We start from the raw sequence: 12,946 nt of genomic DNA on the forward strand, positions 1-12,946 counted from the left end.
CAATGTAGAGAGGCAGTATGTTCGACGACATCTTTTCAACCATCAATAATGAGTCTGGCTGGGATGAGACTATGGCTATAGATGAATTTGCTACAGAGGGAACACTCCCGCCAGAGATGGAACTGTCAGAGTTAGAAAGTAACTGGAGTGAAAGTTTAGATACCGATGCTGCTAATGAATTAGCAACAGATACAGCTAACCAGTCAGAAAACAAGAGTGATGAGGATGTAAGTCTTAACACCGAGGTGACTGATGAATCCGCAACCACAATAACCCACCAGCAAGATATGGAATCGCCAGAGGTTGAGAGTGAATTGAGCGTAGGTCAAGAGACCGAGTTAACAAATCAATCTGCATATGACTCTTGGCAAGAACCCGCCTTTAAGCTGCCAGTTGAGCATCTGTCAAATCCTGAGAGTACTACCTCAGACAGGGAGTCTCCAGAACTGTGGATGAGTGATGAGCTTTTGAATAAGCTACAAGAACTTGACTCTATGGAATGGTATCACCATCGCACGAATTGGACTCCGGATGAACTCTTCAACGGTGTAGGTGAGCCACATCTAGATGCTCAATTTTGGCAGCCACAAACTGATGCGGCTTCCTGCGCTGTAGTTACCCAACTTGAAGTCTGCGAATCGCTCAAGGGAGTTAAATTGCCGAAAGATGCAACCTGCGAGTTCGCTGAAGCTAATGGCTGGTATGACCCTAGCACAGGTACGCAACAGGACGCTCTAGGTAAAGTCTTAGAAGCATATGGGGTGGAGACAGAGCAGACTTATGACGCGACTTTGGTTGATATTGCTGATGCCTTAGAGCGAGGTGACAAAGTGATTGTTGCTCTTGATGGCAATGAAATTTGGAACCCCCTAAGGGATGCATCAACAGGTATGCCGATTGAACAAGTGGACGCTGGTCACGCAGTCTGGGTTACCGGCATTCACCAGAGTCAAGATGGATCAATAAAAATCCTCCTCAATGACAGTCTCACAACCGACGGTCGAATGAAGGTTGTCGATGCCTTAGATTTTCTCAATGCTTGGCGTGATTTTGGCAACCATCTGGTCATAGCACAAGCCCCTATGAAGTGAACAATCCTGTAGCAGGAGCATCAGAAATGACGATTGATAGAGATTTACTAAGCCAACTTTCGGTTCGATCAATCCCAGAACCTATGGGAGTTGAAGCTTTAATCCGTGGCATTCATCGTAGCCCTGGTTTACGAGAGTGGGTCACATTGGAATCAGTAGCGCTAGCGCCAGTACCAGTGAAGCGTGGGAAGCGTTGGCGAATTCTCACTTTATTGGCAGTTCCTATACAGCTTGAGAATAGGTCAGCAGGGTTAAATCCTCCTTGGGGAGCGATAGAATGGGTTTGGCCAGAGCAAGTAGTGGCTCAAACAATTAACTTACTCTGGTATGAAGAAACAGCGGCATTACGACAGTCTGGAGTCATTACTGCTAGTCCGGCTGATACTAATGTCACATTGGGGATACCAGAGCAGACTCGTCGTGAAAATGCTCTATTCCTAGTACTCGATCAGTTTCTCTCATCAAATCCCAACCAGCAAGCTCATCTTTCTAGTCTAGCTCCACACTATGCCGGACTTCTGCCAGAGGAAGTCTATCCCTATTACTGGGCTTTGATTCCTACCAGTAAACAATGGTTGCGCCCTGATGTGTCAGCTTTTGTATTGACTTATTCTCAGTCGAGTAGTGAGTCATTGACACAAAACCAGAAGGCAGAGGTTTCAGTCCCTGCTAAATTAGTAGTGGAAGAACCATCTTTCCAGGAGTCCATCACCCCACTTCTGGAATTAACCCCTCCCACTGATTTAACTAAACAGGTAGAGTCTTGGCTCCACCAAGGTCTGATGCTAGCGGAAGCCCGAGAACTGCAAGAGGTTGTTACTGATCTTCAAGCTTTGGATAGTCGGCTACGTTTGCCTGGTTTCCGACTGGCGTTCGTTGGCGAATTCAGCCGTGGTAAAAGCACTTTGATTAACCGTCTGTTGGAGCAGCCACTCCTACCAGTTGGCAACTTGCCTACAACTGCTACTCTCATCTCAATTGTGCCAGGGTTAGAAGACAGTATGGAAGTGCGTTTTCCTCAAAGGCTCCCGGAGGTGCGACCCCTACAGGAAGACTCATGGCAGGACTTGCTGATTCCTGAGGCAACAGCTAAAAATCAAGATGTCTTGGCGCAAGTGCGGCTGACTTTGAATAACCCGTGGTTGCAAAAGATTGATGTTGAGTTGATTGACACACCAGGAGCGGGAGACCTTACTAGTCGTCGTGCAGCTCAAGTATTTAGTTTGCTCAGTCAGTGTGACGCAGCGGTAATGTTGGTCAGTGGCACTCTGCCTCTCAGTCTGACGGAAGTGGCTTTTCTAGAGCAAGAGGTGATTGGGCGTAATGTGCCTCGTGTTCTAGTTGTTGTTTCTAAACTCGATACTATCTCTGAGGAGGAAAGAATCAGTGTCCTTGCAGATATTCGCGAACGGGTTGCCCGAGTCTCGGCAAAAATTCCCGTTTTGCCCTTGCATCCAGTTGATAAGGCGAGATCAGAGGCACGGGCATTGGAAGCTGTACAAACTCAAATTGAAATGATGGTGGTTAAAGGAGAGCGCAGGGTTTGGCGTAGCCGACAAGTAGCTGGTCAACTGGTGCAGCGTCTTAAGCAATTGATAGAAATTGGAAAAGCAAAGATTGCTATTGCTCAAATGGGTATTGCCGAAAAAGAGAAGGCTTCACAGCAGGCACAAGCAGCAATGCAGGAGGCTCAATTGGGTTGGGAGCAAATTCGGCTAAACCTAGAGCAGCGACGCCTACAGTGCTACAAAAACCTACAATCAAGAATTGTCAGTGCTAAAACAGATTTATTGGAGCTTCTCACCTTTGAACTAAAAAAGACACCCAATCCAAAAACTTGGTGGGAGCAAGACTTTCCTTTCCGTCTTCGGCGAGAATTAGTTGTTCTTAGTCGAAAACTAGAAAATTTACTGATGAAAGTGCTTGCTCAAGACATAGAGTGGCTTCAAGAGGAGGTATCAAGAAATTTCCCTACTCAAAGCTATCGAACCACTGTTGATGCTTCAGCGACCCAAGAAATTTTGCCTAGTTTTCGAGATTTATCCCTGGCCGATGTACGACAGTATCGATTATTGACAAGAATTGGTAGCAGTGCTGCAATGATTGGCAGCTATGTTCTCGGTGGACCTATTGGCATCGTTACCAGTACTGTAGTCTGGATTTTAGGAGAACAAATCATTAATAAAGAAGTTGAGGAACAAAGGAATTTGTTAACTCAAGAACTGCGATGTGTTATTGATAAAGCTATTGATGAATACTGTCGAGGCATTGGCGAATCTCTGCGCCAGTTATATAACCAACTTTCTGAAGAGACCAAACAAGAGCAAATAGTGTGGCAGCAGTCCAAAACTCTGGCAATTCAAACTAACGGAGTTCATCAGGATGAACAAGTGTGGGAGCAGATGATTAACGATGCTTTTAACCTGAAAACTGAGATTATCCAAGCCTTGAAAAAATAAGTTGATTTAGATGAGGACACTCCAATGAATAGTTCAGTTAACCAGCAGCAATACGAATATTTTCAGGAAAAGCGCAAAATCATTGAATCTCTAATAGAGAAGCAATTAGTGCTTTTCAGTTCTCTCAACATGACGGGCTGGAAGGATACACTTCATTCGTTACAAGAACGAGTTCTTGCTGATAATTTTAAGGTGCTAGTACTGGGAGAATTTAAACGCGGTAAGAGTACCTTTATTAATGCTCTACTTGGAGATGAAATTTTGCCAGCTTATGCTAAACCTTGCACGGCAATTATTAACGAAGTTAAATGGGGAGAATTTCCAAGAGCTTTACTTCACTATGAGCAGTCTAAAGATGGTTCACAGCTTCCGCCTAAACCCGTTTCTATAAAAGAAATTGAGCAGTATGTCGTGATTCAAGACGGTCTGAATGAAAAAGAAGCTATTCATAGTAATCCTTATGAAAAAATTGAGCTATTTTGGCCTCTAGTTCTCTGTCGAAATGGGGTAGAAATTATTGACTCTCCAGGTCTTAATGAAAATGAGATTCGTCAAAAAATTACGACGGATTATTTGTCCAGAGTTGATGCCATCCTTTTTGTCCTTTCCTGTGAAGCCCTAGCCTCGTCGTCTGAACTGAATTTTATTGACAATACCTTAAGAAGTACAGGACATGAGGACATCTTTTTCATTTGCAATCGGTTCAATATGATTCGGCGCAAGGAACGAGAAAGTATCAAAGACTATGCGTTTGCTAAGTTAGCACCACGTACCCAACGGGGTTCTGATAGAGTATTTTTCATTGATTCTCTTGATGCTCTAGAAGGACGTCTTGATGGTGATGAACAACGAGTTGCAAGCTCAGGTATATCCCAAGTCGAGGGCGAACTAGCCAAATTTTTAACTACCGAAAAAGGAAGAGTAAAGCTACTACGACCAGCAATGGAACTGAGAGGAGGAATTCGCGAGGCACGGCGACTAATTCCTGAACGAGAAGCTTTACTAAGAACAGATCTCAATACTCTTGAAAGGCGGTATGCGGAAGCTCAGGAACCACTAAGACAACTAGAAATTCAACGGCAGCAAATTGTTACCCGAATCTATAATTTTCTGGAAGACACGAAGCTCTCTGTTAAAGACCAAGCTATAAGTTTCTATCGTGAACTGACTGACCAAAAAATTCCCGAGTGGGCTAATAACTATACTATTCAACAGCCAGTGGAGTTTTTCAAACTAGAGTTTATGACCAAGCAGATAGAAAGGGTAGTTACGGAAGTAACAGAATATCTTTCTGCTCAAATCGAAGGGGAATTAGCCAATTGGCAACGCTCACAGCTACAACCCTTAATCACTCGCCGCCTAGAAAGTCTCATGACTGAACTCGATGCCAAGGCGCAGGACTTTGTTCGTAAACTGGACGATTTGCGCTTACAGGTTAGCGGAACTTCTGTATCCACCACAGACGTTGAGTCGGGAAAGAAGGTTTCTGCTATCGAGCGACTGCTAGCTGCTGCTGGTGGATACATCATTGGTGGTTTGGGTTCAGCCGCCCTCGGAGCTGTCTTTGGCTATGAGGAGATGCTCAAAAGTATCTTGCCACAACTAGCAATCGGTATTGCAACTGTCGTGCTAGTTGGTTTCAATCCTTGGGTACTCATTCCGGCGATGATGGCAGGCGGTATGATTCAAGGTATGTTCAAGATGAAATCAACTAACGAGAAAATTAAAAAAGTAGTTGTTCAAGAATATGTAAATCAAATCCGCCAATCAAGCTACCAACAATCTGATGAGATTGCTAATGCAGTTATTGCCCAGCTCAATGAAGTCAAAGATACTGTAGATCTGGGACTCGGCAAGGAAATCCAAAGCGTTCGAGACCAAGTGGAATCAGTCTTTACTGAAAAGCAAAAAGGACAGGCAAATGTAGATCAAAAATTACAACAGTTGCAGTCAATTTATCAAGAATTAAATTTAGTGGAGAGTCAGCTAGATGAACTGATTAATAGCTTGATTATCTAGTGCTATTGCAACGAAATGGAGTGGGAAATGAGAAGCTAAGCTGTTCGGCATTTAAACCTTAATATCAATAATGGCGCAATCCTTGTAGTGCGAGCATCTTGCTCGCTACTAATACCCAATTTAAATGCATGACAGCTTATCAACGAATGGCTAACTGAACTGGTAGCTCAGGATCGCTAAAGGTTGCAACTTGCAACGCGCAAGAAAAGGGTTATCAGCCAACAGTTGCCCCTAGAATGGAATCGACGCCAAAGGGGAATTGAAGACCCACAAGGAAGATGCCCTGCCGGAGCAGAATGCTTGAATGTGAGGTCAGGGTAGAACAACCATCTGATTTCATTATCGTCTCCTTTCAAGCGCCATCCAACACGCTCACCAAAGAGGCAATAGGTTTCCCAGTTGGAGTCTGGGGTTCCCCCTACACTTTCCCAAATACACTTCTGTACACTAAAACCAAAGTGTCCTTTGGAGTATTTTACCCAAAGCTGGTCGATGGTACGCAGGTCTTGACATGGGAATTTATTGATGGATTCTAGGTCAAGCCAACCTTTCTTTCCTCGACTGGCAGCTTTGAGCATAACTCTTTCTGTTTCTTGGTCAGCTTCTTTCCACATCTTTGCTTCTAGCCAGCCACGCAGTCTAGTGTAATCTATCTCCCGCTCAGAACACAGCTTAACTTCAGACTCAATCCGTACCAATCGCTCGGCAAAATTTTTTAAATCCAGGTTGCCAGGTTTTGCTTCACAGGCTTTTTTGATCAGTTCTGGTACTCTCTCTTTAGATTCTGCCCAAGCTATTAACTGAAAGATTATCTCAGATAAATTACCATTGCTGGCGATAGTATGTAAATTTTCGTCTAACTTAAAGCGAACCATCCGCTCCAATTCAGAAGGCGTGTGGAAAGCGCTCTCAAGGACTTTTTGTAACTCTTCGTATTGTTTACCACTTAGTTTCATCGCTTATTGTTTGACGCTTCCTCCGCTCTCACTCGTCGCGTCCTAAAAGGAAGCAACATTGTGGCTCGCCTTACCCCAGACGTATATACAGCACTTTCTAACACGGTGTAGTACAGTAACGAGTCAGACAGCGCGGTTCTACTCTTGGAAAGGCTGTATCACATCGAGTCTGAAAACACTATATAAGTACTTAGTTTACAGTTTCTGTTCGCCTAAGAAGTTCCTAACACCTCGCTTTTCCAGGAGCGCTAAAATCGCCTTGAAGGGGGTTCCTGCATTATAGGTGGGGTTTGAAAAATCAGGATCACCACTATGATGTAGCGCAACTAATTCCCAATTGCTATTAAAGCAGGGTGATCCCGACGAACCTGGTAGCGTATTAGTCTTGTAGGTAACGGTTGTACCATTCTCGTTGAGTCCGATAACTGCATCCGTATCAATCCCAAGTTTCAGCGGCTCCGCTTTCGGATGCTGTACGATGAACAGTGGAGTGCCAATAAGGAAATCATGTGCTTCAGTAGGTGTCTCAATCCACCCGCGCTGGGGGGCTTCTGGTTCAGCTTTTCTCCCAATTGGCTCATAGCCAGGGGAACCATCTATCTTGAGCAGTGCATAATCTAGTTCGTCAGGTTGTGGTATCCGATCCTCTGCAACGTATGAGCTTTTATCAATTAACCAGTCTTGTCCTGACAAACGGTACTCGATGCCATGATTGAGGGTTGTGCCATCAGCCAACCTTTTGTAGTCAAAGCGTAAAGTTACATCACTGGGCATAGCTCGTACCCCCCTGCTAGTTGTAAGCCCTTGTTCACCCAGGATGACTGCTTCCACTACATGGTAATTGGTCATAACCACACTTGGTCCTAGCAGAAAGCCTGTCCCAAAAATTGTGCCTAGGTTTGAAGCAATTTCGATACGGCATACTTGTGCCTCAATTTTTCCCAATCGTTCGCGCCATGCATTAATGTCCAAGAAACTGTTTGTTGCTCTGATGATTTTTTCAAGTTCTGGGCGAGACGGCGTAATGGGAGCTAGACCAAATTGCTGGGCAAAGGCAAGCAAATCCGGATTACCTGGGTTCGACTCGCGAGCGGCAGTGATGAGTTGAGCTATCCATCCTTCAGCCTCAGCCGTACCTATCAATTTGAAGACAATCTCTTGTAAGTCATCTCCGAGAGCAATTGCATTAAGATTCTTGTCCAGTCTGAACCTTACCATCTGGGCTAGCCTTGCTTGAGAAACAAAGGCATTGAGAAGAATATGAGTTAATAGTTGATATTGTTGACCAGTTAATTTCATGGCAACCTCCTTTTTTGTAAAAAACTTACCTGAGTATCCCAAAATTGTAATTATTTTATATTACATCATGAATAGCAAAATCTATTAGATACTCTCAGATCAGATGGGGAAAGGCTTCTTGATGCCGCTTCTAACTTGGCTCTATCCGGTAATTGTACAGTACAAGCTATAGCAAAACCAGGAAAACTAGAAAGTGGGACTATCAGTCGTTCACAGCGATTGCTTATCGTGATGCGATCGCTATCCTTCTCGACAGCCTCAACCCCGAAATAACTGGGTTGGCTGAACATCAAAATTTCCCCATCTTCTAGCTGAATGACTGTCTTTGGCGGTAGACAAATAAACGTTTGATGGGGAATAAATTTGGGTAGAGGTTTGATGTGAAGTACGCGAATTTCATCCGTTGTGTAAGCAAAACAATCTGATTTTTCATCAGGCGTACCATCCCAGACAATAGTGATGGGTCGATAGGAATTGGTCTCTATCTTAGCCACGATACCATAATAGCGATCGCGTTGAACAATTGCCCCAACTTGAAAGTCCCCGAATTGAGGGGGTGGAGATGGAGACAAGGGATAAAGAATAGCTGTGACAATTTGAGTTTTTACGCTTATACGTTCCTGTTGAGACAGACAGTTGTGAAGAGGTTCCAATTGGGGTTGCATGGAAATAACTGACCAAGCCGATGCTGAAATTGCGCTCATGATGCAAATGAATAAAACATATCGCCGTTAGTATTAACTTTCCTTAAAAAAATTGACCAGCGTATTAGGCGAACTGTACACAGAACGGCTGCTACCAACTCCGGCATGAAAATAGGTAGCAAAACGCTTCAGTCCCCTACTAAGAGTTAGTTGTGCCAACATCTCTATCGCTTCAGCGGCAACTCGTTGATTAATGAACAGAGCTTGTTGGTTTAACCTAGCCATCTCCGCACAAGATAAATGACTTGATTGCAGGGCTTCTTTTTCAGGCGTTAATAAGGTCGGCGCTACTACACTAGGAGACGGGAGGTTGATGCAAAAATTGGGCGTATCGGGGTGATTAAAAGCATTTTGAAGCGTCAGAGAATGGGTAGAACCCAACAACACTTGACCCGCTGGTATCCCGTTCCCCTGATTGCCACAATCGAGCCACCAAACTTTGGGGACTTGATAATTTTGATTAACATCCAAAGTTTTGGCAATTTCAGTTCGTGCCGCCCCATTGTCCACGGCTCCGATAACAACAGTCAGTTTCCCCCATTCTGGCTTAACCATTTCCACTTCAAACGAAGAAGCAATTGCCCGAATTTCCAGTCCATAAGCCAGACTGTACCGCCGAGCCAACACTTGAGCTTTATTGAACCCCATCTCAGCTTGGACGAAGTTTTGCCGGGGTATATTTTTTGCCTCTATACTATCAGGGTCAACGAAAGTAGCAAAAGCCCTCTTTCCCCCTTGGTTAAGGGCGAGAATTAAACGAGCGAGGCTGGGAGATAGAAACCCACCCGTTCCGCCACATCCGACAAGGACAAATTCTACATACCGATAATCTCCTACTATTACAGGTAGGGCTTGGCTGTATTCTGAATCTATCATTATTGTTTCTCAGTCGTTCTATCCAAAATTAGCTGAGGCATTTGAAATATCCAATGAGCTGGGATATGCCAAAAGTCACCATATAACCCAACTCGCAGCCGAAACGTCGGCTGGGAAAAGAGAGTCCCCAAGACTCCAAAAATCCGAAATCCCGTCTCATCAGCGTCGTCTGTCGAGGAGAAATCAGCACTTAGAGTCGGGTGAGAGTGAACCTCAATCAAAGTATTGTGGTAAGATGCTCCGAGTACAGGTTGAACCGAGGTCGGAGTAGCCGTTTGAGCCGGGATATCCAGTTGCCATTGCCCATTCAACCCGTACAGATAAAACAGAATTTCATTCGGATAGGCTTCTTGAGAGCGCACGAGCATTTCTGTGAATAATTGTTCAGGTACTTTGGGGTAATCTAGATGAAAGTACGGTTGAATTGGCGCAAGTCCCACGATTGGACATTCAGCCATGGGAATCATTACTTCTAAGCCAACTCGCTTGCCTCTTTTAAAGACTCCATTACCAGCTATCACGTACTCAACCATCTGAGCGTGGATAGGCGGTAGTTTATCTGATTGGGCAGTCAGATACTGCACCAAAGGTGGTAGAGTGATGGTGTTATTCATGAAAGGATTGAATTGATAATTTGCTCGACGGTGCAAGCCTGAAGAGTGCCGTATTCTAGAGCAGACCGATAAAAGCGGTATGGTATCAAGTCGCGGAGTGGGTATTTTTTCTTCCCAGCATCCTGTAGAGTAATAAGGTGCGATCGCACATCATTGGGGTAAGCTTTTGATTTCCCGCTAGCACTATCCCCATTAAAGGGACTAGAGAGAAAAAGCTGCCAGACTTGTTCGAGGGTTGCTGAAGAAGCTTGTGGAACAGAGTTAGAACCAAAGCAAATCGCCCCTGAAGGGGAGACATTCGGTAGGGGAACGTGGAAAACTGGGGTGTTGGTATCGAAGTGGCGAGACTTCACTGCCCAGATATAGTAACGATTTCCCTTCCCCAGGAAAATTAAACCCGGCAGGGGGATATCCAGTGTGAGGGGTTTGTCAGCCAGAATGCAGCAGATGGGGTAGCGGTTAGGGGGAACGAACTTAACCAGCCAATCGCCCTCTGAACCACTACCCCAGCGGATAACACCAGGGGGCAAGAATCCTGAGTCAATGGGCAGATGAGTGAAGGCTTGACGAACGGCAGTAGGGGAGATAAGTTTGGTTATTGTTGCTTCTCCCTCTTGGTATCGGACGATATACTGCCCATCCAGGATGAGCAATTGACATAAGGATTGGTGTTGCCCTGCTGTGTCAGCAAGGGAATTGGCAAGAGTCGATGTATTGATGGAAGGTAGAATTGGCAGTAGGGACGTAGAGGGAGTATTAACAGTTGGTATCATGATTTTTTAGCTTGATTCCAGAGGTCAATGAGCTGCAAATATCGAATCTTATCTTCTTCAATCCAGCTTCTTAGTCGGCTTTCCTTATCCCAGAGATGCAACGCGAGTTTCCACTGTTCGGTTAAAAAGTCCAAGCTTTCCCTTGACCAAGAAAAATATTCCACGCATTCCCAACACGAATCAAGCCAAATACAGTTGGTAGAATGGTCTACAATACTCAGGACTTCGTACAAATAGCTTAAGGGTTCAGGGGCTTGTCGGCAGAGAGTTTCCAGCTTTTCAAAATCCAGTTGTTCTACAGGTAGGACGAAGTTGGGCGTTATGCCAAACTGCTCTTGCCATAACGAAACAGGGAATTCCTGACTTAAAAGGTGGATAAGGAATTGGTGAAATTCATCGAACTCATCAATTCCCCGTTGATACCAATCCAAATCGTGGGGATAAACGGTGATATAAGATAGGCGTTCCTCCAGCGCCTCAACTGATTCCCATTCAAGTCCGATGGGAAAGAGTCGTTCTTCAACTAACCGGAGGAATTCCATTTCTTTGGGACTGTGAGAGCATTGGATAGCATCGGAATACTGTTGGGTACTTGCCGTTGATTGAGTCCACTCAGCCGGAAAGTACTCCCGATACAGCGACAGGAGAATAACTTGTTGCGAAAGCTTTTGTAAGTAGTCCATTCCCTCTTCTAGCGAGAGGGGTATGGAGAATAAATTCAACGATTCGAGGGCTTTAGTGTAGGTGACAATCGGAGTCAAAACCATTCAAAATTCACGGCTTACAATCAGTATCAAAAGCCAAGAATTGGAGTTTTAGCAGGAATGGGTGAAGCTGATTTTAGAGCAGAGGCAACACGTTTGATTTCCGTAGATTCTTTCTCCCCGAATTGAGTAGTATTTTGTAGTGTTGGCTGAAGCAGAATGAGAGTTTCGAGGGTTAATGCGCCTTGGATTTCTAGGGCTTTAAGTTGTACAGCCAAGAGAATCACTGGATTAATGTATTCTGGTGAATCCTTCAGAATCTGAAGGGGAGTGTAAATGTTGCCTTTTGTCCCAGGTCGTTTGACAATTTCAATTAGGGTTTCGCCTTCGTTTTCGGTGCGTTTAAAGGTAGCATTGGCAATATCTGGATAGAAGGGAAGCAGGGTATCCGTGATGGCTTGGTCTGTAGCAGCTTGTTCGGGAGTCAGGATAATTTCCTGACCTTCGAGGAGAATTTTGGGCATGATTAAAATGAGGTTAGAAAAGCGTTAATTGGTGTTGGGCTTCAAGGGATTGGGAATCCGGCAAATGAATAGGTTGAGCTGGGGGTAACTTGCAGGGTTTTGGAGTCGGTTTAACCGTTCTTTGTCGTTGTCCGTCTTCCTGTTTTTGCCGCCACATCTTTCTCTCACTTGCCGCTACTGCTCTTTCTGGCATTTGCGATTGTAGCTCCTCCAGCATCTGTTGAATAACGGGAGGTAGGTTTAGGGAAGATAGTGTTGTTGTCGCCAAAAGTGGCGGGTCGTTCTTGATTCCCACTCCAATGTTTACAAGTCGGTTTTGGTTATCTTCAGAGCTGGGGAGAAGTTCTAAATGAATAATGATTCGGGTTTTCTGGAAGTTGTAACTTTCGTCTGCCGTCGTGTTTTCCTCCAGGGAATGAGAGTCTGGATTGCTATTCTTATCCGCAGGAGAGTTATTAGAAGAGAGAGATTGTCTGGGATGGGCTGGTTTTGACATAACTGAAAATCCTAAAACTCAATATCGCCAAGTAAACTCTCTTCAGATGAGGCGCAGATTTCATCTTCACCGTACCAGTCAATCTCTCTAACAGAAAGTTTGCCTTTATAATTAATCGGCTTGAGTCCGTAGAGCCAGGTTGGGGGTTCATCAAAATCGAAGGGGGGAACTATCTGAGCGGCGACAATGCGATATCGTTGGCAGTCTTGACGGTTTCCGCTAGATTCGTTACGTTTAATAACGTCTTGCAGGTAATTAAATTTGGGATTTTTCAAGTTTGACCAATCCGCGTGGGGGAAAACGTCTATTTCTATGCCAATTTCTCTTTCACAAAGATTCCGTTGGCAGGCAATCTGTTTAACCGTATTTCCATTTGAATTGATAGCTGGATTAACCATTATCCGTTCTCCTTACTTATCAGATATCGAGGG

General features: G+C 44.6%; 13 protein-coding genes. 3 read left to right on the forward strand and 10 right to left on the reverse strand.

The genetic code is table 11. The annotated features are described in order from the left end of the window. The first annotated feature begins 17 nt into the window (after positions 1 to 17). The 3 genes from MC7420_RS35480 to MC7420_RS19770 are packed head-to-tail and all read left to right on the forward strand — an operon-like array spanning position 18 to position 5,569. A complete protein-coding gene (locus MC7420_RS35480) occupies positions 18 to 1,091 on the forward strand; it encodes a hypothetical protein (RefSeq protein WP_006102475.1) in 1,074 nt (357 codons plus the stop codon). 26 nt (positions 1,092 to 1,117) lie between these two features. After that, on the forward strand, positions 1,118 to 3,550 hold the full coding sequence (locus tag MC7420_RS19765; protein WP_157453244.1) for a dynamin family protein: 2,433 nt from the start codon (positions 1,118 to 1,120) through the stop codon (positions 3,548 to 3,550). Positions 3,551 to 3,574: 24 nt separating this feature from the next. Further along, positions 3,575 to 5,569, forward strand: a complete 1,995-nt coding sequence (locus MC7420_RS19770; RefSeq protein WP_006102537.1) for a dynamin family protein — start codon at positions 3,575 to 3,577, stop codon at positions 5,567 to 5,569. A 176-nt stretch (positions 5,570 to 5,745) separates the two neighbouring features. Here MC7420_RS19770 and MC7420_RS36240 read toward each other — a convergent pair whose 3' ends face one another. The 10 genes from MC7420_RS36240 to MC7420_RS19820 form a co-directional block, all read right to left on the reverse strand. Then, positions 5,746 to 6,525: a GUN4 domain-containing protein gene (locus tag MC7420_RS36240; protein ID WP_006102443.1), complete on the reverse strand. Its 780-nt coding sequence runs from the start codon at positions 6,523 to 6,525 to the stop codon at positions 5,746 to 5,748. Between the two features lie 195 nt (positions 6,526 to 6,720). Then, a complete protein-coding gene (locus MC7420_RS19780) occupies positions 6,721 to 7,824 on the reverse strand; it encodes an effector-associated domain EAD1-containing protein (RefSeq protein WP_006102420.1) in 1,104 nt (367 codons plus the stop codon). A 65-nt stretch (positions 7,825 to 7,889) separates the two neighbouring features. Next, positions 7,890 to 8,528, reverse strand: a complete 639-nt coding sequence (locus MC7420_RS19785; RefSeq protein WP_006102432.1) for a hypothetical protein — start codon at positions 8,526 to 8,528, stop codon at positions 7,890 to 7,892. Between the two features lie 33 nt (positions 8,529 to 8,561). Next, positions 8,562 to 9,404 carry a ThiF family adenylyltransferase gene (locus tag MC7420_RS19790; protein WP_006102539.1) on the reverse strand — a complete coding sequence of 281 codons (843 nt, stop codon included), beginning with the start codon at positions 9,402 to 9,404 and terminating at the stop codon, positions 8,562 to 8,564. Next, positions 9,404 to 10,018 (reverse strand): Mov34/MPN/PAD-1 family protein, encoded by a 615-nt coding sequence (locus MC7420_RS19795; RefSeq protein ID WP_044208362.1) that lies wholly within the window; start codon positions 10,016 to 10,018, stop codon positions 9,404 to 9,406. The genes MC7420_RS19790 and MC7420_RS19795 overlap by 1 nt, the downstream gene beginning before the upstream one ends. Further along, positions 10,015 to 10,791, reverse strand: a complete 777-nt coding sequence (locus MC7420_RS19800) for a hypothetical protein (protein ID WP_063712021.1) — start codon at positions 10,789 to 10,791, stop codon at positions 10,015 to 10,017. The genes MC7420_RS19795 and MC7420_RS19800 overlap by 4 nt, the downstream gene beginning before the upstream one ends. Further along, positions 10,788 to 11,558, reverse strand: coding sequence for a hypothetical protein (locus tag MC7420_RS19805; RefSeq protein WP_044208365.1), 771 nt, complete (start codon positions 11,556 to 11,558; stop codon positions 10,788 to 10,790). Before MC7420_RS19805 ends, MC7420_RS19800 begins: the two co-directional genes overlap by 4 nt. Before the next feature lie 26 nt (positions 11,559 to 11,584). After that, positions 11,585 to 12,019, reverse strand: coding sequence for a hypothetical protein (locus MC7420_RS19810; RefSeq protein WP_006102464.1), 435 nt, complete (start codon positions 12,017 to 12,019; stop codon positions 11,585 to 11,587). A 13-nt stretch (positions 12,020 to 12,032) separates the two neighbouring features. Further along, on the reverse strand, positions 12,033 to 12,515 hold the full coding sequence (locus tag MC7420_RS19815; RefSeq protein WP_006102555.1) for a hypothetical protein: 483 nt from the start codon (positions 12,513 to 12,515) through the stop codon (positions 12,033 to 12,035). An 11-nt stretch (positions 12,516 to 12,526) separates the two neighbouring features. Continuing rightward, positions 12,527 to 12,913, reverse strand: a complete 387-nt coding sequence (locus MC7420_RS19820; protein WP_006102553.1) for a hypothetical protein — start codon at positions 12,911 to 12,913, stop codon at positions 12,527 to 12,529. Positions 12,914 to 12,946 lie beyond the last annotated feature (33 nt).

It is taken from the genome of Coleofasciculus chthonoplastes PCC 7420 (genome assembly GCF_000155555.1).
GTDB lineage: Bacteria > Cyanobacteriota > Cyanobacteriia > Cyanobacteriales > Coleofasciculaceae > Coleofasciculus > Coleofasciculus chthonoplastes_A.